The sequence below is a fragment of the Leisingera sp. SS27 genome (genome assembly GCF_028368855.1).
GTDB lineage: Bacteria > Pseudomonadota > Alphaproteobacteria > Rhodobacterales > Rhodobacteraceae > Leisingera.
Genome location: NZ_JAQNCY010000003.1, coordinates 201,991 through 221,689, shown reverse-complemented (window position 1 = coordinate 221,689; position 19,699 = coordinate 201,991). Strand labels below are relative to the sequence as shown.

At 59.0% G+C, this 19,699-nt stretch carries 16 protein-coding genes; 5 read left to right on the top strand and 11 right to left on the bottom strand.

Annotated features, from left to right (window positions below):
- Positions 1-65: 65 nt before the first annotated feature.
- The gene (locus tag N6L27_RS09010) at positions 66-1,082 is read left to right on the top strand and encodes a GlxA family transcriptional regulator (RefSeq protein ID WP_271906913.1); all 1,017 of its coding nucleotides are present in this window, start codon (positions 66-68) and stop codon (positions 1,080-1,082) included.
- On the opposite strand, the gene N6L27_RS09005 is transcribed toward N6L27_RS09010, so the two are convergent.
- The 6 genes from N6L27_RS09005 to N6L27_RS08980 form a co-directional block, all read right to left on the bottom strand.
- On the bottom strand, positions 1,079-2,302 hold the full coding sequence (locus N6L27_RS09005; RefSeq protein WP_271906911.1) for a PAS domain-containing protein: 1,224 nt from the start codon (positions 2,300-2,302) through the stop codon (positions 1,079-1,081). The two genes, N6L27_RS09010 and N6L27_RS09005, sit on opposite strands and share 4 nt — an antisense overlap.
- Positions 2,303-2,417: 115 nt before the next feature.
- Positions 2,418-4,007 carry a class I SAM-dependent methyltransferase gene (locus N6L27_RS09000; protein WP_271906910.1) on the bottom strand — a complete coding sequence of 530 codons (1,590 nt, stop codon included), beginning with the start codon at positions 4,005-4,007 and terminating at the stop codon, positions 2,418-2,420.
- Between the two features lie 477 nt (positions 4,008-4,484).
- Positions 4,485-5,669 carry an acetyl-CoA C-acyltransferase gene (locus tag N6L27_RS08995; protein WP_271906909.1) on the bottom strand — a complete coding sequence of 395 codons (1,185 nt, stop codon included), beginning with the start codon at positions 5,667-5,669 and terminating at the stop codon, positions 4,485-4,487.
- Entirely contained in the window at positions 5,666-7,786 is a 2,121-nt protein-coding gene (locus N6L27_RS08990) for a 3-hydroxyacyl-CoA dehydrogenase NAD-binding domain-containing protein (protein ID WP_271906908.1), read from the bottom strand. Before N6L27_RS08990 ends, N6L27_RS08995 begins: the two co-directional genes overlap by 4 nt.
- Positions 7,787-7,797: 11 nt before the next feature.
- On the bottom strand, positions 7,798-8,484 hold the full coding sequence (locus N6L27_RS08985; protein WP_237457032.1) for a dimethylsulfonioproprionate lyase family protein: 687 nt from the start codon (positions 8,482-8,484) through the stop codon (positions 7,798-7,800).
- A 20-nt stretch (positions 8,485-8,504) separates the two neighbouring features.
- A complete protein-coding gene (locus N6L27_RS08980; protein ID WP_271906907.1) occupies positions 8,505-10,112 on the bottom strand; it encodes a fatty acid--CoA ligase in 1,608 nt (535 codons plus the stop codon).
- 207 nt (positions 10,113-10,319) lie between these two features.
- On the opposite strand from N6L27_RS08980, the gene N6L27_RS08975 reads away from it, so the two are divergent.
- Positions 10,320-11,249, top strand: coding sequence for a LysR substrate-binding domain-containing protein (locus N6L27_RS08975; protein WP_271906905.1), 930 nt, complete (start codon positions 10,320-10,322; stop codon positions 11,247-11,249).
- A 72-nt stretch (positions 11,250-11,321) separates the two neighbouring features.
- Here N6L27_RS08975 and N6L27_RS08970 read toward each other — a convergent pair whose 3' ends face one another.
- Positions 11,322-12,323, bottom strand: a complete 1,002-nt coding sequence (locus tag N6L27_RS08970; protein WP_271906904.1) for a sterol desaturase family protein — start codon at positions 12,321-12,323, stop codon at positions 11,322-11,324.
- 9 nt (positions 12,324-12,332) lie between these two features.
- Positions 12,333-14,000 (bottom strand): ABC transporter substrate-binding protein, encoded by a 1,668-nt coding sequence (locus tag N6L27_RS08965; protein WP_271906903.1) that lies wholly within the window; start codon positions 13,998-14,000, stop codon positions 12,333-12,335.
- Between the two features lie 704 nt (positions 14,001-14,704).
- Here N6L27_RS08965 and N6L27_RS08960 point away from each other — a divergent pair.
- From N6L27_RS08960 to N6L27_RS08950, 3 genes are read left to right on the top strand one after another with little or no spacing between them, the layout of a single operon-like run.
- Positions 14,705-15,100, top strand: coding sequence for a hypothetical protein (locus N6L27_RS08960; RefSeq protein WP_271906902.1), 396 nt, complete (start codon positions 14,705-14,707; stop codon positions 15,098-15,100).
- Entirely contained in the window at positions 15,064-16,389 is a 1,326-nt protein-coding gene (locus tag N6L27_RS08955) for a phage minor head protein (protein WP_271906901.1), read from the top strand. Before N6L27_RS08960 ends, N6L27_RS08955 begins: the two co-directional genes overlap by 37 nt.
- Positions 16,389-16,697, top strand: a complete 309-nt coding sequence (locus N6L27_RS08950) for a hypothetical protein (RefSeq protein ID WP_259969069.1) — start codon at positions 16,389-16,391, stop codon at positions 16,695-16,697. The genes N6L27_RS08955 and N6L27_RS08950 overlap by 1 nt, the downstream gene beginning before the upstream one ends.
- Positions 16,698-16,907: 210 nt before the next feature.
- Here the strand turns inward: N6L27_RS08950 and N6L27_RS08945 are convergent, their stop codons facing one another.
- Genes N6L27_RS08945 through N6L27_RS08935 form a run of 3 tightly spaced genes read right to left on the bottom strand, consistent with a single transcriptional unit; the run spans position 16,908 to position 19,698 of the window.
- Positions 16,908-17,321: a F0F1 ATP synthase subunit epsilon gene (locus N6L27_RS08945; protein WP_271906900.1), complete on the bottom strand. Its 414-nt coding sequence runs from the start codon at positions 17,319-17,321 to the stop codon at positions 16,908-16,910.
- Between the two features lie 55 nt (positions 17,322-17,376).
- Complete coding sequence (gene atpD / locus N6L27_RS08940; RefSeq protein ID WP_271906899.1) at positions 17,377-18,801, bottom strand: F0F1 ATP synthase subunit beta; 1,425 nt, start codon at positions 18,799-18,801, stop codon at positions 17,377-17,379.
- A 21-nt stretch (positions 18,802-18,822) separates the two neighbouring features.
- A complete protein-coding gene (locus N6L27_RS08935) occupies positions 18,823-19,698 on the bottom strand; it encodes a F0F1 ATP synthase subunit gamma (protein ID WP_271906898.1) in 876 nt (291 codons plus the stop codon).
- Position 19,699 lies beyond the last annotated feature (1 nt).

Sequence of the window (19,699 nt, the reverse complement as noted above, 5' to 3'; positions counted from 1 at the left end):
GCGCGCCGGAGCCTCCCCTCCGGCGCGCGTTTCACTGTGAACGTCCCATCTGTTAGGTTAGCGATATGACATTCCGCAGCTTTGTCCCGAAGGGTGCGGCCAGTTTCCGGGTCGATTACGACGGGCCGCCCAAAGACATCTATTTTGTGCTTCTGCCGAAGCTGACCATGCTGGCCTTCAGCGCCGCAGTGGAGCCCTTGCGGATCGCCAACCAGGTGACCGGCAAGGAGCTGTACCGCTGGTTCCTGCTGAGCGAGGACGGTGCGCCGGTGCCCTGCTCCAATGGGATCGGCATCAACACTGACATGACGCTGGAAGACCTGCCGCGGGGCAGCTTCGGTTTTGTCTGCGCGGGCATCGAGCCATCGGACAGCGCCAGCCCCAAGGTGCTGTCCTGGATCCGGCGCCAGAATGCCCACGGCAGCCGGTTCGGCGGCATTTGCACCGGCGCCTTTGCCCTGGCGCAGGCGGGGCTGCTTCAGGGCCAGCGCTTTACCCTGCATTGGGAGAACCAGCCATCGTTCTCGGAGTATTTCCCCGGGCTGGAGCCGACCTCAAACCTCTATGAGATCGACAAGGGGCTGATGACCTGCGGCGGCGGCAATGCGGCCACCGACATGATGCTGGAAATGATCGAGACCGACCACGGCAAGGATCTGGCGGTGATTGTGTCGGACATGTGCATCCACTTCCGTTCCAACAACCGCGAGGCGCTGCAGAAATCAGCCTATTCCGTGGCGCTCAGCAGCCGTAACCAGCACCTGATCAACGCCATGCAGTTCATGCATGAGACCATCGAGGAGCCGGTGGAGGTGGGCGTGGTGGCCGAGCACGCGCAGATCTCGCGCCGCCAGCTGGAGCGGCTGTTCCAGCGCTATGTCGGCACCTCGCCGGTGCAGTTCTATATCGACCTGCGGGTGGGCCGGGCGCTGGCGCTGTTGAATGAAACCAACATGACTGTGGCGGAGATATCTGCCGCAACCGGCTTCAGCAGCGCCACCCAGCTGTCGATCCGTTTCAAGAAGCGATACGGGCAATCGCCCGCGTCCTTCCGCAAGAGCTGGGCGGAGACGAAGGCCTAGGCGCAGGCCTCGTCGCTGGCGAGGGCAGTGCTGAGGTCTGAAATGCGTTCGAGCCGGGCGGAAATCTTATCCTGGAACACGCCGAGCTCATCAATAATGGAGTTCAGCGATTCCCCGACGTTGCCCAACCGGGCGCATTCGATCTTGCACAGCACCCGGGTGGTGGTCAGCGCCATGAAATGCCGGTGCAGGGTCTGGCAGGCTTTCTGGATGCGGTCGGCCTCAAACCGAACGGTCATCAGGCTGGCGCGGGCCTTGCTGAACTGGATTTCCGTCAGGTCACTCAGAATGCCCTGCTCGCGGGGGATGTCGACGGCTGCAGTTGCGCCTTCCTGCTCCAGCTGATGGCCGCATTCAGTCAGGATCCGGGCCAGGCCTTCGACGAAGATGGCGGCGGTCACAGTGCCCTTGATGGCGCGGAAGTTGCTGTCCTTGCCCCAGACGTGGGCCTCGAACCAGTTCGACATCTCGCGCGACATGGCGCTGTAGTTCTGGGACAGCACCGTCACCGGGCCGCCGGCCGGTTCGATCCGCGAGGCAATGACCCGCAGGTTGTGAGGAATGGTGCGCATGGATTCGAACTCCTGCACCAGTGCCTCTGTCTCCTCAAACAGCTGGCCGGCGGTGGCGTGCATTGCCCGCCGTTCCGCCAGACGGTCGCAGGGCGGGCGTTTCAGGCCCGCATCACGGGCCAGCAATTCCTCTGCCAGGGCGTGGCCGGTAAAATCGCTGTAGGCAGCAAAGCCCAATTCGCGCAGCCGGGCCAGCAGCCGGGCGGCGCCTTCCTGCGGGCTCAGCCCTTCGGTCTGTTCGATCTGGCGCAGGGCGCTGTATTCCTGCTGCACTGTCTTGAGCAGCGGGCTGGTCGGTTTGATCCGGGCTGAAAGAAAGCCGCCGTCGCAAGGCGTGATCACGGCAAACACCCAGTAGAAGCTGCCGTCGCGGGCCCGGTTCTTGACATAAGCGCCGACGGTTTCGCCGTTTTTGATGGTGTCCCACAGCAGCTGGAACACGGCGCGTGGCATGTCGGGGTGGCGGATCACCTTGTGCGGCGCGCCCAGAAGCTCCTCCATCGGGTACTTGGCAACCCGGCTGAAGACGGCATTGCCTGCCTGAATCACACCGCGGGGATCGGTGCGGGAAAAGAACACTTCATCAAGGGCAAAGGGAGATTCCCGGCCTGTGGATTGAGCAGCCAGCGCGCGGTCTTCAAAGGACACGTATCAGTTCCTGTCAGTGGTTGTCTCGTGCGGGTTCCGGTTTACTGGCCGGTGCTTTCCGAAATGCTAATGCGGGGCGGTGGAGGAAGTTTTTCCGCCCCGGCAGTTCCGCGTGTCAGGCCGCGGCGGTCCGGGCCTGCCGCGGCATCCGGCGCCCCTCGTCCAGCGTTAAGCCAAGGCTTTCACAAAACGGCAGGCGGCGGGCGGCGAAATTGCCCGCGCGGGCGCGCAGCAGCGCCAGGTTTTCCTCCTCCGTCTCCAGCACCCTTCCGTCATGCTGCAGGCGCTGGCCCTGCGGCGCCAGAATCCGCCAGACCAGATCCGCCCATTCGGCGGGCGTTTCCAGCCCCTCGCTGCGGGCCAGGAGAAACAGCTGTTCGAACCGGTCCAGCTCTACCCCGCCGCCGGTGACCGGCGAAGCCAGATAGCGCAGGGCATCACTGTCTTCCGCACGTTTGCAGACGGCGCGGTTGAAGGCGCGGCAGGCGGCGGTGCGGCTCTCCAGCCCCTCCAGCGGCAAGGCGGGTGCGATCTGGCCGGCGCCGGCCAGCACCGTCAGCATCCGGGTGATGGCGCCCCACTCCATGGTGCCGAATGCGCCCTGATCCAGCAGGCCGCGCACCGTGGCCGGACCGTTACCAAGCGCCTGCAGGACAGGCGCGTAGTCCGCCCGCTCCAGCGGCACATCCTGGCCGCGGTGGTGGAATTTGAGCGTCCCGCCGTGGTAAGGCAGGGTCAGCGCCAGCGGGGTGGCAAACCAGGCGCCAATGCTGCCGCGCGGGGTATGGGCCCGCCTGCCTTTCACAAAAACATCGGTGCGGAAATGCTCGTTCAGCAGCACATCGCGCAGGCCTTCGCGCCGGAGCGGGTCGCTTTCGCTGTCCAGCAAGGCGCGCTGCTGCGGGGTGAAGCGGACACAGTCGAGATTGTCCATCAGGCTGACCGACCCCGCAAAGCTGAGTTTGGCGGTACCCAGTTCGGCGGCCAGATCCTCGAAGAAGAAGGGCGTCCAGTCCTGGTTGAAATACTCATGCGCCACGTAGTTCGCAGGCATCGACGCCATATGACCCAGGCGGGCAGCAACTGCCGGGTTCCGTTCGAAATAACCGCCGCCGGTGCCCGCCAGCTGGCGGCCGAACGCCATCGCTTCCTGGATGCGTTCCGGCAGGGTGCCCCTGCCCTGCTCTGCCCGGGCCATCAGAATCCGGCGCAGTGGCATGGCGGCGGCCCAGCCGGGCTGGGTGTTGCAGCTGACATAGACCAGCCCGCCCGGTTTCAGCCGGTCCGCGATAAAGCGCAGGATGTGCTGGCGGTTCTCCTCAGACACCCAGCTGTAGACGCCGTGCAGCGCGATGACGTCGAAGGACGCGGGCAAGCCGGAAGTGTCGCCGAAATCCTCAAAACTGCGCTCATGGAACCGCACATTCTCCAGCGCCGCCTCCTGCGCCAGATCGCGGGCACCGGCGATATGCGAGGGGCTGAAATCCATCGCATGGAATTCGATATGAGGATTGGCAGCCGCCAGCAGATTGGCGGAAAAGCCCTGGCCGCAGCCCAGCTCGCAATAGGTGAGGTTATTGCCGTCCAGCCCGTGCCGGAGCCCCTGCGCGGTTGCGGTGAAGCCCAGAAGAGCCGGGGTCAGCTGGCGGTGAAAGTCGAAGGTGTAGTCGATGCCGGCGACATAGCCGGAGGTCCAATCGGTCACGGGGAATCCTGCTGTTTGGGTAAACGTCCTGCAGGGTAATTTCGGAAAATTTGGTGAGAATTGGGTTAAGGGCGGAGGGAGTGGTGCGGTGAAGGCGTATATAAAGGCGGCAAAGCCTGGCTGCACCGCCGTTGTGCCGCGCACTTCTAGACCTGCAAAGGTCAGGTTCGAGCCCAACCCGGTCATTGTGAATTTTTGCTGCGTGCGCTCGCAGCGGAATAAATGCTGCATGCGCTCCAAATCTGGCGCTGTGACGCGGCGATGAAACCGGCCATTGACGCAGCGCGCAGCGAGGTTGGAACGGGCAACTCACAAGGAGCGGGACTTTTCAGACTTTCGCTGCGAGTTCTCAAATGACTGTTATTTGCACATTGCGTCCGAGATGGAACGTGTCTTCTGCGGAAGGCGACCGTCGCAGATGACAGGTCGTCGATGTCTCGGTCAGATAACGCGCCGCTTAATTTTACTTCAGTGGCGTCAGGTGACTTCGAACAACGCTGCGGCCCCCATGCCTCCGCCGACACACATGGACGTAACCACGTATTTTTCGCCACGACGCTTGCCCTCAAGCAAAGCATGCCCGACTTGTCTCGCGCCTGTCATGCCGTAGGGGTGGCCAATCGATATAGCACCGCCGTTCACGTTGTAGAGCTCGGGATCAATGCCAAGATGGTCGCGGCAATAGAGCGCCTGGCAAGCGAATGCCTCGTTCAACTCCCAAAGCCCGATGTCATCGATACCGAGACCTGCATTCTTTAGCAATTTCGGTATGGCATGGATTGGGCCGATCCCCATCTCTTCCGGTGCATTGCCTGCGACTGCCATGCCGCGATAGATGCCAAGGGGTGTAAGGCCATGCTGGTCAGCAATTTTCCGTTCCATCAGGACACAGGCCGAGGCCCCGTCGGAAAGCTGGCTTGCATTGCCGGCTGTGATGACGCCCCTTTCCAAAACAGGATTCAATTGGCCAAGTGTTTCGGCTGTCGTGCCTGGCCGGTTGCCTTCATCCTTGGACAAAGTCACCTCTTCCAGGGTCTCCTCCCCGGTTTCGCGGTTCCTGACCCGCTTGGTGGCGGTGATCGGGACAATCTCGTCGTCAAAGGCGCCAGCGGCTTGTGCCCGTGCAGTCCGCTTTTGCGAAAGTGCTGCGTATTCATCCTGAGCGTCGCGGCTTATCCCATATACCCGGGCCACATTCTCAGCCGTCATCAGCATCGGCATATAGGCATGTTCGCACTGGGCGGTAACGCTTGGGTCCTTCTCATCACCTGCCCACTTCAGATAGGCATTCTGCACCGCGGAAATATTCTCCTGCCCGCCTGCAACCGCAACGTTCTGCCGATCCACGATGATCTGTTTTGCGGCCGTCGCAATGGCCATTAATCCCGATGAACATTGCCTGTCTATCGTCTGACCAGACACAGTGACAGGAAGTCCAGCCGCCAGCGCGGATAAGCGGCCGACATTCAGCCCTCCTGTTCCGGCAGTCAGGACCGATCCGATCACAACATCTTCGATCAATCCGGGGTCCACTCCTGCACGTTCAACCGCGTGCTGAATGGCGTGCCCCATCATGGTTGGGGATTTGATGTTGTTCAGCGCACCCTTGAAGGCAACCCCAATAGGGGTTCGTGCGGTAGAGACGATAACGGCTTCTCTCATGATGTTCCCTTTTTGGCCTCAAAGTGCTCTGCAAGTGTCACGCCCGTGTTTGCGAGTTCCTCCAGCAAAGGCGCGGGTGTGAACCACATCTCGCCATAGGCGCCCAGCGATTGCCGGTAGTGGTTCATGCGGTCCAGAATGCGGGGCAATCCGACTTCATCGGCATAGTGCATTGGGCCGCCGCGCCAGTCGGGAAAGCCATAGCCGTTGACCCAGATCAGGTCGCAGTCCCCAGGGCGCGTTGCCATGCCTTCTTCAAGGATCAGAAAGCCCTCGTTGATCAAGGGATACAGACACCGCTCAAGGATTTCCTGATCGTCGATTTGCCGGTGCGCTACACCATGCCGTGTGGCCAGCTCTTTGCTGATTTGAACAACCTCGGGATCTTCAACCCGTGTCCGGCCCTCGTAGATATAGCTGCCTCGCCCGGTCTTCTGACCCAGTCGTCCCAATTCAAAAAGCCTGTCCTGGACTGCCTGGTATGCCGGATCATGCGCAATTTCACTTCGCCGCTCCTGACGCACGCGGGCGCCCACATCGATCCCAGCCAGATCTGCCATCGCATGAATGCCCATGGCCATGCCGAAACCTTCAAGGACGTCATCTACCTGTTTCGGCGCCGCCCCCTCAAGCAGCAGCCGGGACCCTTCGCGGAAGTATGGCTCCAGCATCCGGTTCCCGACAAAGCCGTAGCAAACGCCCACCGTGACAGGGAGCTTTCGAATCTTCTTTGCGACTGTGATTGCCGTCGCAATGACATCGGGTGCGGTCTTGGCGCCGCGCACCACTTCCAGCAAGCGCATGACATTGGCCGGGCTGAAGAAATGGAGACCAATCGCATCCTCCGGACGGGACGTGACCGCGGCTATTTCATCAAGATCCAACGTCGATGTGTTTGAGGCCAGTATCGCGCCAGGTTTTGCGTGCCGGTCTAACGCTTCGAAAATCTGGCGTTTGACATTCATGCTTTCAAACGCTGCTTCGATGATCAGGTCGGCATCTGCGAGGTCTGCATAGCTGAGCGTCCCTGTGGCGTTGGATGCAAAAGCCTCTGCCTGATCGGGACTGAACCGTCCCTTGTCAGCTGCACGCTGGAAGTGCTTTGAAACCTGATCCAGCCCCTGTTCCAGCGCCCCTTGTGTAGTTTCCAAAAGTGTGACCGGATACCCCGCCTGAAGAAAGGCGATGGCGATGCCGCGCCCCATTGTTCCCGCGCCGATCACGGCGACCGATGCAATGTCACGTGGCCGCTGCCCGCGTGAAACGCCGGGAACCTTGGTGCATTCACGCTCTGCAAAGAACAGATGGCGGCCCGCGCGCGATTGAGGGGTCTCCAGCAGCTCAGCAAAACCTGCCTTTTCCTGTGCCAGCCCCTCGGCCAGCGGCAATTCACAAGCGGCCTCGATAGATTCCAGGCATCTCTCAGGAGCGACAAGACTTTCGGATTTTGGCGCAATCTCGTGCCGGAAACCTGCGAGTAAACTTTTCGGATCAGGGTGTGTGACGATCATATCCGCGCAACTGCGTTTCGGGTCATCCTTACGCGCAATCCCGGTGGCGAAGTCCAGAACATGCGCGCGAAAATCCTGGTTGTTTTCAAACAGCGCGTCGACCAGCCCGCAAGACAGAGCATAATCGCCGTTCACGGGATCACCGGAAAGGATCATCCGCGTCGCCGCTTCCAACCCGGCAATCCGTGGCAGCCTTTGGGTGCCGCCGGCACCGGGCAGCAGCCCCAGCTTGATCTCGGGCAGGCCCATCACTGCCTCCGGCGTGGCAACACGGTAGTCACAGGCAAGTGCGATCTCCAGCGCGCCCCCCATCGCTGGGCCTGCAATTGCCGCGACAACAGGTTTCCTGCTGGTTTCAATTGTTACACACAGGTCTGGCAGATCCGGTTTGTCCCAGACTGCCCCTGTGCGGAATTCGGCGATGTCAGCGCCGCCGCAAAAAAGCGGCAGTGCGGAACATAAAACGATGGCCTTGACCTGCTCGTCAGATTCTAACTCATGAACGGCCGAAGAGAGCGCTTGCCGCATCTTCAGGCCAAGGGCGTTCACTGGCGGAGCGTTCAGTTCGATGACTGCAACGCTGCCGCTGCGTTCTATAGAAAACATTTTGGGAAACCTCAGATGGACTTTTGGGCAAGACCTTGTTCGATCTCGGCCCAGTCGTCGAAGTGGATGACATTGCAGCGAGAACTCACGTTCTCAAGCCAGACAAAGACCGAGATGAACGGCTGATCATAGACCCGGGTGGCATGGGGCTCGCCCGCGGCGTTCCAGATAAGCGATCCAGCAGCATAGTCCTGCCATTCGCCGGATCTGAACCGCCAGCCGGATCTCTCGGACAGGTTCAGATAAAGCTCAGGCGCGTCGTGGTTATGGTCGCGGTACAACGTCCGCGGACCCAGCATGAAGATACCCAGGCTAAAGTCCGGGTGGTGATGCCCGCAGGCGTCGGCGCCAATCAGCAAGGAATGCAAGTTGCACTTGATATAACCCTCTCCCAGGTCGGCGCCGGGCGGATAGAACTGCGCGTTGTCCTCGCGCCAGACCAGGTCATCCTTAGCCGCAGACAGGCATTTTGCGATTTCAAGCAGTTTGGGCTCGGTGATGCCGGCGATGGCTTGAGTCAGCACCTGATCATGACGGGTTCCCTGGGGAGGGACATCACGCTGCCGCCTGCAGGAAAGATCCATGGCTGCAAGCTTGTCCAGCGTCAGATCAACACCGGGCGCATCGCTGCGGTGGGTCTCCAAATACGCGACAATGGCTCGGATGAGGGCCTGAATACGGTGCTGCTTATCTGTCATGATTTCACGTCCGCGCCTGTTTAAATCTCTTGCCGCAAGAGTTTCTTGTCGAGCTTGCCAACACTGGTCCTGGGAAGCCGTTCGACAAAGACTATTCGGTCTGGCACCGCCCACTTCGACAGGTCCCCCATGTCAGCGCGCGACTGGAATTCTTCCAGGATGACTTGGCGCACCTGATCCGGTTCGGCATTCTTTGCAAGCTGAGCAACCAGCACCGGCCTTTCGCCCCACTTGGCATGTGGCAGGCCAATCGCGGCCACGTCTTCGACGCCGGCACAAGCGGAGGCTATGTTTTCCAATGCCAGTGACGAAATCCATTCGCCGCCGGTTTTGATCACATCCTTGAGTCGGTCAGTGATCTGCAACGATCCATTCTCACGGATGTAGCCAACATCCCCGGTGTGCAGATACCCGCCAGCCCACAGTTCGTCAGAGGCTTGCTCATTTCCGAAATAACCCTGGGTCAACCAGGGTGCCCGGGCAACAACTTCGCCGGTTGTTTCACCGTCATGTGGGACGTCCTTCATATCTGGCGTCACGACACGAAGGTCGACAAGCGGGCCGGGAAAGCCGGTTTGCGCCTGTCTCTCCGGATCATCGCTGGACAGATCTGCCACCGTCAGAAACGGACAGGTTTCGGACATTCCATAAGCCGCATGCAATGATATGCCAGCCGCAGCAGCGCGCTCCTGCAGGCCGCGCGGTAAAGCGGCCCCGCCAATGATTACTTTCCACTGGCTCAGGTCTGTCTGCGGGCAGCCGGGATGGTCGAGCACCATGGACAGAATGGTGGGCACGCAATGGGAAAAAGTGACGCCTTCAGCAGCAATCAGCCGCAGAACTTCGTCTGGCGTGTAGCGGCCTGGATAGACTTGGCGCACGCCCATCATCGTCGCGGCATATGGAAACCCCCATCCATGGACGTGAAACAGAGGTGTCAGCGGCATGTAGACGTCGCCGCGGTGAAACCCGGCGTTTCCGGGGAATGCGCCAAAACCAGCGATCAGGCCCAAAGTGTGAAGCACCAGCTGGCGATGGGAATAGCTCACGCCCTTGGGGTTGCCGGTGGTTCCAGTCGTATAGAACAGTGTTGCGGTCCGGCTTTCGTCAAAATCAGGAAATTCAAACCCGGTTGGAGCGCCCCCGATCCAGTCTTCGTAACCGTCTCCGTTTCCGATGGGGACAATGGTAATGTCCCGGTCAAAATCCGATTTAATCTCATCAATAAGCGGCATGAAATCCTGATGCACTATGATCAGGTCCGGCTGCCCATGGTTGATTGTGTAAAGGACCTGCGCAGGCGACAAACGCACGTTGATCGTGTGCAGCACAGCGCCCATCATCGGAACCGCAAAGAAACATTCAAGATAGCGGTGCGTATCCCAGTCCATGACACCAACACGCATGCCCTCGCCAATACCGCTGGCCTTGAGGGCATTGGCAAGCTGGCCGATGCGTTCGTTGAGCTGAGCATATGTCAACCGCATATTGGAGCCGCTGACGATCTCTTGCCTGGCGGAGACCAGCCTGGAACGCGTCAGCAGCTGCTTGATCAGCAACGGGTAGCCATATGCATTCAGCGAAGGTGACGTGACGGACATGCAGAAGGAATCCTTGGCTTTCTTCACTTGCCAATCTGCCATCTCTCAACGAGCCGAAGAATTGAAAGATTTTTGCATTCATCAAGGATTTCTAACCGGTGTGTTGAACGTGAAAATACCGTTTGACCGCATGTAAAGTTGGGCAAATATTCAATGCCACCCGCCGCCGTAATTTTTGCCGCCAGTTAGGCAAGCTAAAGGATGACAGGCTGCATTCATCAAGGAGGCCCGCCGGTGACGACCCATATGCCAACATTGGTTTCTCTGCGCGCCTTTGAAGCCGTGGCGCGTCACAAGAGCTTTCGCAAGGCCGCTGACGAAATCTGCGTGACGCACGCGGCCGTCAGCCATCAGATCAAGGCACTGGAGAATTCAATCGGGGTTCAACTGCTTGAACGCACAAGCCGGTCCGTCGAACTGACGCCAGCCGGCGAACAGTTTTATCCGCCAATCCGTGAACACATTCAGGGGATAATCAAGGCCACCCGGCGCATACAGGCGCCGGACGAGCCCGATGTGCTGCTCGTTCAGTCTTATGCGAGTTTCAATACAATGTGGCTGCAGCCCAGGCTTGCCGATTTCCTTCAGGACAATCCGAACACCCGCGTGCGCATAATCTCAACCTTTGAAGACGGTGACTATGATGCGCACAGATTTGACGCGGGCATCTTCAATGCCCCGCCTTTTGACAAGAGATTTAACTACAGCCCGTTGTTTGAAACCGACATTTACCCGGTGTGCGCTCCCGAGGCTTTGGGTGATCCGGACATGGGCATGACACTTGATGAATTGGAGAGATTCTTGCTGCTGGGTGTCCCGACCACGCCGTCAGATGTTGATGACTGGACTTGCTGGCTGGAGGCGGCAGGCCTCAGCCGCGACGACATGAAATTCGGATCCGTTTTTGACAATTATCCGCTGGTTCGTGAGGCAGTCCTGAAAAACCATGGAATTGGAATGGCAAGAGCACCGTTCTGCTCCCGTGACCTTGAGAGGGGCCGCTTGGTACAGCCGTTCGCCCTCTCTGTTCCGGAGCCGAGCCAATGGTACCTTGCAACGCCAAGAAACCGTGCAGCGAACCCGAAACTGGCTTTGTTCACCAGGTGGCTTGAAGAAGAAATCGAAGCTGACCCGACGATGAGACGCATTCCAGCCGACGTTTAGGCGTCGTCATTCAGGAACCACCGGTCAGCGTTCCAGATCAACGCAGACCGCCCTGGGGTGTCACCATGCCACTCATCTCGCGTGCATGCGTTTTTTGGTTTCGCGCACACGTTCCGTTGCCTCCGGGCTGCCATCGTGAAAGCTGCCGAACCAGTTATCCCAGGGCATTTCCGGGCCGCCATAATTGCATTCGAAATACCGGTGATGCAGTTGGTGGTGGAACGACCCGATCTTCAGGTGGGCCTTGTCTCCCAGCACCAAGTTTTCAAACCCGGCATGCGACGTGGCTGAAGCAAGCGCCAACGAGAATCCGATGAAGAGGAAGTGGATCGGATGCGCGGGCACAACCAGGAAGATCAGCAACAGGCTCATGTAGCCGACATGCTCGATCGGATGCATGGAAAAGCCAGACCACGGTGCGACTGAAACACTGCGATGATGCACCGAATGCACGCGTTTATAGATCCATGGGATGTGCAGTGCGCGGTGCAGCCAGTAGAAATGGAAGGATTGTACAACAGGCAACAACAGGAACAGGGCAAAGAAACAGAGCGGATTGCTCCGGGCCGTAATCATCGGTGCCCAGCCATTAGCGTAAGCCATCCAAACGATGGCATCATAGAACGTCCAGACGGTCACACCAGATAGGAGCGCATAGGTGACATTGTCCCAATACTGATCGTTCCACAGGAAGATGCGTGCATTCCTGGCTGGTCCGCGCCGGTCGAACTTGTAGTCGTCGCCTTGCTTCTTCCATCCGTAAAGCCACAGGTGCAGCCCTTGGGCAAAAATGGTCATCAGGATCAGGTTGCGCGCCCAAAGCTGCAATACCCATCCCCAGCTCAAGCGCTGCATCTGCTCCAGGGGTGGCACCAGCCACGCCCAGATGGCCCAGGCCATCAGGGCGTAGATCAGGTATTCGGTGATCGGCAGCCAGTTGGTCGCAAACCACCGGAGCGTGGCCATGGGCCTTGGCGGCCACGCGAAAAGCGGCGTAACGGCGACAGGCAAGTCGGGATGCCAGTTCCATTCCCTGCTTGTGCCAGCTTCCACGTGCTTTTCAGTGGCCGACATGTGCGCCTCCTATGCGTCCAACCAGATCTTATCCATGTGGATTTCAAAGGTCGGGTGCATGCCCATCCCTTTCACATTTGGGCGGCTGTGATTGTAAAGGGAGCGCCAATAGGGCTGCGTGATCACACCTTCGTCCAGCATGATCCTTTCCAGTTTGGCCATGATCCCTTTGCGTTTGTCAGCATCAGGGGTTGCCAGCGCGTCAGCCAGCAATTGATCGAATTCAGAATTGTTGAATCCTGTCTCGTTCCAGGCTTCGCCGGACCGGTAGGCCAATGCCAGAATTTGCACGCCAAGCGGGCGCATGTTCCAATTGGTCGAGCTGAAGGGAAATTTCGCCCAGTCATTCCAGAAAGATGCTCCAGGAACGACTGTTCGCTTCACCTTGATCCCGGCTTCCCGCAATTGCGCAGCCATGGCGTCGGTTGTGTTACGGCGCCAGTCATCGTCGATCGAAGTCAGCTCGTGCTCATAGTCTTCCATCCCTGCTTCCTTGAGAAGTTCCATGGCCCCGGTAGGATCGTGAGGTATCCGGTCGACTTCGGCATATTCGGGATGAATCGGACAGACATGATGGTTCTGTGCCGGTATCCCCAGCCCGTTGACCCCCAATTCGAGCAATACGGAATTGTCGACCGCCATTGACAGGGCGCGGCGCACACGTGGGTCGGCATAAGGTGCTTGCCCGTTCACTTCAGTGACCTGGTTAGGGCGGATAACAATGGTCGCTGCCGTCACGGCTTCGTTTTGCTGCAGGCCCAGCCCGGTCAGCACTGCAACAAAATCACCGCTGGATTCGTAGTTGGCGTCGATTTCTTCCGCTTCATAGGAAGACAGGATGGTGGTCGGGTCGGTGCCAACGTCATGATATTCGATCCGATCCAAATAGGCCCCCTGGCCCTCATTCCACCACGTGTGGCCTTCTTTGCGGACCAGCACGGCTTTGACGCCGACTTCATGACTTTCCAGGGTGTAAGGCCCTGTCCCCAGCGGTGCCTGAAACGGATCTGAACTGCCGGCGTCTGGATGAACGATAGCTGCGGGATAGTCCGCCATGCCGGCGATCAGTGTAATATCCGGGTTCGGCAGGTTCAGCCGGACGGTCGAGGCGTCGACCACTTCGATGGTTCCCTCAGCCGCCTTTGAGGTATCGGGATCAATCAATGTCCCGAACCGACCCGCCATGGAATTGCCTTCGGCCCCCTTATCGCACCACCGTTCAATATTGTATGCGACATGCTCCGCGGTAAGTGGATCGCCGTTGTGCCAGGTCACCCCGGGACGCACATTCAGAATGTAGGTCTTTGCATCTTCGCTGATTTCCCAGCTTTCCAGAAGCATCGGCTCAAAGGTGAACTGATGCGTGTAGCGCACCAGATACTCAAGCCAGCCCCGGCTGATGTTGGCTTGCGGGCTGTCATCATAAGACCGCGGATCCTTGCCTTCCCGAACAACCATCCCGATCCGCAGCGTTCCGCCGGTCTTTGGTGTTTCTGACGCGAACGCCGGGGCATTCATGCCCAGCATGGTGTAGGCTGTTGCGGTAGTGGCCCCGAACGTTGTCGCCATGGCAAGAAATTCACGCCGGCTGACTTCGTCATTCCGACGCTTCGCATTGTGAGCAGAGTCTTCGAGGGTTGCGGGCAGTATGTCACAGCCGGACTTGTAAAGTTTCATGATTTCCTCCCGGGTTGGCGGGAGGCAAACGCCGCGATCAGAGCCGGAAGGGCTTCTGGAATCATGAACGCTTACTTCCCATTGTCGTTGGCACGCCTGGGGTGAAACAAAGTCCAAGCCAAGTTATGCCTTATTTGTAATGGCAATATGTATCGGCAGGCCCGCGCTCGAAGAACTGAAAAGATTTTTGGATCATGTACAATCAGTAACCGGTGCAGGATTGGAGCTGAACTTTTGCACAGGTGATCTCGTTCCTAAGTTGGCGAATATGAGCACCGGTAAGACTGCTGCCGAGAACCTGTGGGAAGTGTCATCCTTCCTGTGAATGTCTGTTTTGCGCCGTTCACACTTATTCAAGCGTACTGCAACATTGACCGACTTGGGCTCGCTGCCGCCGAATGCCTCTGCAGCAAGCACCTTGGTGTGGGCGCAACGAAACAAGTCATCGGCAGTATCGGCCAAGCCTCCGATTATCCGCCGTGACGTTCGAAGTGCAGTCGTTCGCGCCCCAGGAACCAACTTTCGCGCAAAAGGCGGCGAAACCCAGCTGCGAGCCCATTTCAACGCATGCTGCGCCGCGCATGAATGTCTGGTTCCATCGCAAGCGGGATGCGTTGCTCTCCGCGAGAAAGTTGCGAACGGTGGTCTTGGGCAATCTTCACCAATTGTGAATAGAACATGTCCGGCACGTTCTCGGAGGTTCCATGCAACACAGTTTCAGCCACTTCCTACGGCACGGCGGTGAGGGCCAGTACGAGATAACGCAGCGACACGGTCATCTGATTGGCCGCTGCGTTGGAGTGTCGCTCAAGTCGACATTTCCTAACTACACGGCTCTACGGGCGGATTTCAGCGAACGTCTCGAACAGGTGATTTCCGAAAACACGCGGATGCTCCTGAACGCGCTGATCCCGCCTGACACAGTGCCAACTGTCTCCGAAGCTGAGTTGCGGGATGTGTCAGATGCAAAGGCAGAAGCGCTCAACGCATGGGACGCGCGCCTTGCGCATATTTTGGCGAATACCACAACCATCCACAACGGTTGCGGCCTCTGCGAACCGCCATGGAAGAGCGTCTCCTTCGGGCTTTTGCGGGATTGATCAATCAACTACGGCAGGAAACCCTAGGGATTGAGCAATACATCTGGCGCTCGCAGGATCATGCCAAGGTGCGCGACAGCCATGCGGCCTATGACGACCGCATGTTCAGATGGGACGAACCGCCCGAAGGTGGGCATCCCGGAGAAGCACATAATTGCCGTTGTTATGCTGAACCGATTTCTCCCGCCGTATCAAACAACGTTGTGTTTGCAGATTTCGCGCCCACAGCAGACAGTTTTCCGAACGGTAACAATACGGTTCGACGCCTGGGCAATGGTTTACTTGCCCGCTCGCCCGCAGGTCTGGCAGCATACGCGGCCCTTGAAGCCAGTAACCAGCTGCAAGACTTCACACGCGCGGCAAACGAAAGGCGGGTGCGGGATGCGGCAGAAATCCTGGGTGCTGATTTGCGCACTGTTGAGGGGGTGCTGGCCGCTCAAGCCTATGCTTTGGCTAAGGAACTTTCTGAGAATGGTTTCCTATCGGACGCCCCGGAGCGCGGGGATCGGGCGAGACTTATTGCCGAAGCCATTGGCCTTTATGAAATGGTCCGGCCAGGGCTGTTCACGATACCAAACAACGATGCCGCTGGGGCGGTAGAACGCGCACGCCAGCTCGCGGCAGGCACTTTGGCGGCCCTGGAGGCGCAAAGGCTTACCCCAGTGGACGGAGAGCTGGCGCAGGGCTGGGTTGAGGTCTTCCCCGAACTGACGGAAGACGAACGTCGCTTAGGTCAACTGCCAGGTTTCACGCCAGAACGGATCGAGCAATGGCTTGAAACCTATCCGATCGAAGATTTAGGGCTGCCGCACCATTCCGGATCGCCGATCTCTGATGATCCGACCGGCAATATCATTTCAACCCCGATACCGGAAGAGACAGGACCGAACATCGTTGCAGTCAGGCCTGGTGAGCCGACTCCGATCGATCCCAATTCAGATGAGGCGACGCAACGTGGGCATCGACGAGAGAATGAATCTGCCCAGATTTTGGGGCAAAATGGTTTTGACGTCCTTCAAAACCCAGCGGTCGATGGGCCAAAAAATCCTGACTATCTGATCAACGGAGAGATTTACGATCACTATGCGCCGTCAACGGACCGCGCTCGAAACATCTGGTCGGAAGTCAAAGACAAAATTGATGAGGGTCAGACTGCAAACATCGTCATCGGTCTTTACGATAGCAATGTAGATGAAGACGCCCTACGACAACAGTTTCTGAACTGGCCAATTGAAGGGCTTGGCGATGTGATTATCGTTCGCCGTGACGGAACCATTGGGAGGCTGTGATGGCAATTGAGTACACGATATACACCGATCTGGACATCGAAACGTTGAAGAGCCGAACCGAAGCTGCTGCCAAAGGCACGCAGGACCTTTGGGCAGGCTGGTGGGTTTATGATGACCTAGGACCGTTCCATGAGGAAATCATGGAGGATTACGGTGACCAAAAAGGGTACAAAACGAAAATGAGATCGCGCCACTTCAAGGGCCGAGACATAGAAGCGCGCGCCAAATTGCTTGAGTTTTTTGACTCACTGCCCGGGCGGAAACTTATCCTGAACGGCGACAGCTTTGTCGATTTCCAAGAGGGCTAAAAGCAAAAGCGGCCATTGGTGAGAATGCGGCCAACGGCAGCAATGTCCCGCCTTTTGCCACACGTGTGCAGCTCTCTGTATTGAAGCGGTAGAAAGCCTCTGCTGAGTGAGGCCCGCCGTCCGACCTGCCCCATTGTCAATCTTCCTAACCAAAAGAAAACCGGCCCCCAAAAGGGAGCCGGTCTCTGAATCGTCCAATCCGCTTTTGGATCAGAGGGACATATGGGTGCCCAGGGCTTCCATGTCGGCGAGCAGCTTGGCTGCGTCCTCAACCAGGCCGTGGGGCTGGTCTTCCTCTTTCGCGGTCTTGTACATCTCGCGGGCTTCCTCGATCAGCGCGTTCATCTGATCGCGGGTCATCTCGGCCATCGGGATCGCGCGTTCGGCCAGAACCGACAGGCTGTCGCCTGCGATTTCAGCAAAACCGCCGGTCACCAGATAGTCCGCGTTGCCTTCAGGGCTTTCGACCTTCAGGACACCGGGGCGCAGGGTGGTAATGGTCGGCGCGTGCTGAGGCATCGCCGTCAAGTCACCCTCGGCTCCGGGGATCTGAACCGCGCTGGCCTGCAGCGACGCCAGGGCGCGCTCAGGGCTCACGAGGTCGAATTGCATCGTTTGTGCCATTGGGGCCTCCTTTCAGGGTTCCCCCGCACCTAGCGGCCCGGGGGAAGTTCCATTCTTAGGCGGCTTCCGCAGCCATCTTCTCGGCTTTGGCGATCACTTCGTCGATGCCGCCAACCATGTAGAAGGCGCCTTCGGGCAGGTGGTCGTATTCGCCGGCCACAACGGCCTTGAACGACGCGATGGTGTCTTCCAGGGAAACCTGGACACCGTCGGAGCCAGTGAAGACCTTCGCAACGTCGAACGGCTGGGACAGGAAACGCTGGATCTTACGCGCACGCGCAACGGTCAGCTTGTCCTCTTCCGACAGTTCGTCCATGCCAAGGATCGCGATGATGTCCTGCAGCGATTTGTAGCGCTGGAGGATCTGCTGAACGTCGGACGCCACTGCGTAGTGCTCTTCGCCAACGATCTGCGGGTCCATCAGGCGCGACGAGGAGTCGAGCGGGTCCACAGCGGGGTAGATGCCGAGTTCCGAGATCGCACGGTTAAGAACGGTGGTCGCGTCCAGGTGGGCAAAGGTGGTTGCCGGTGCCGGGTCGGTAAGGTCGTCCGCGGGAACGTAAACCGCCTGGATCGAGGTGATCGAGCCGTTCTTGGTGGAGGTGATGCGTTCCTGCATGGCGCCCATGTCGGTTGCCAGGGTCGGCTGGTAGCCCACAGCGGAAGGAATACGGCCGAGCAGAGCGGACACCTCGGAACCGGCCTGGGTGAAGCGGAAGATGTTGTCCACGAAGAACAGAACGTCGGTGCCGGACTGGTCGCGGAACTGTTCGGCCAGGGTCAGGCCGGTCAGTGCAACACGGGCACGGGCTCCCGGAGGTTCGTTCATCTGACCGTAAACCAGGGCAACCTGCGATTCTTCCAGGTTGTCGGGCTTGATCACGTTGGATTCGATCATTTCCCAGTACAGGTCGTTGCCCTCACGGGTCCGCTCGCCAACACCGGCGAACACGGAGTAACCCGAGTGCACTTTTGCGATGTTGTTGATCAGTTCCATGATGAGAACGGTTTTACCCACGCCGGCACCGCCGAACAGGCCGATCTTGCCGCCTTTGGAGTAAGGCGCCAGCAGGTCGATAACCTTGATGCCGGTCACCAGAACTTCGGATTCGGTCGACTGGTCATTGAATTCCGGTGCGGGCTGGTGGATCGCGCGGGTCTCGGTTGCGTTCACCGGGCCTTTTTCGTCCACGGGCTCGCCCACGACGTTCAGGATGCGGCCCAGGGTGGCGTTGCCGACCGGGATCGAGATGGGTGCGCCGGTGTCTTCGACGGCCTGACCGCGGACCAGGCCCTCGGTCGCGTCCATCGCGATGCAGCGGACGGTGTTCTCGCCCAGGTGCTGGGACACTTCCAGAACCAGGTTCTTGCCGTCGTTTTCGGTGTTCAGGGCGTTCAGAATTGCGGGCAGGTGGTCGTCAAACTGGACGTCCACAACGGCGCCGATGATCTGGGTCACCTTGCCTTTTGCGTTTGCCATTTGTTGGTCTCCGGTTGTCTCTTAGAGCGCCTCAGCGCCCGAAATGATTTCAATCAGCTCGTTGGTGATCACGGCTTGGCGCGAACGGTTGAACTGGATGGTCAGCTTGTCGATCATGTCGCCCGCGTTGCGGGTTGCATTGTCCATCGCGCTCATCCGCGCACCCTGTTCGGATGCACCGTTTTCCAGCAGGGCCGAGAAGATCTGGGTCGCTACGCCGCGCGGCAGCAGGTCTGCAAGGATCTGCTCTTCGCCCGGTTCATAGTCGTAGACGGCGCCAGTGCTTTCGCCTTCCGATGCTTCAAACGAAGCCGGAATGATCTGCTGTGCGGTGGGGATCTGGGTCACGACGTTGACGAACTCCGCGAAGAAGATCGTGGCAACGTCGAATTCACCTGCGTCAAAGCGGGTGAGGATCCCCTTGGCGATGTCCTGCGCGTTGGCATAGCCCACACGCTTGACCTCGCTCAGGTCCACATGGCCGATGAAGTCATCGCCGAGGTCGCGCTTCAGGGCGTCACGGCCCTTCTTGCCGACGGTGAGGATCTTCACCGTCTTGCCCGCGGCCTTCAGCTCAGCCGCCTTTTGGCGGGCGAGCTTGGCAATGTTCGAGTTGAAGCCGCCGCACAACCCGCGCTCGGCGGTCATGACGACAAGCAGCTGGTTCTGGTCGCTGCCGGTGCCGCGAAGCAGCTTGGGCGCCGACTCGCTGCCGCCGACCGAGGCCGCCAGCCCTGCCATCACGGCATTGAACCGTTTGGTATAGGGACGGGAGTCCTCGGCAGCTTCCTGGGCGCGGCGAAGTTTCGCCGCGGCCACCATCTGCATGGCTTTGGTGATCTTGCGGGTCGATTTGACCGACTCGATCCTGTTTTTAAGGTCCTTAAGACTCGGCATC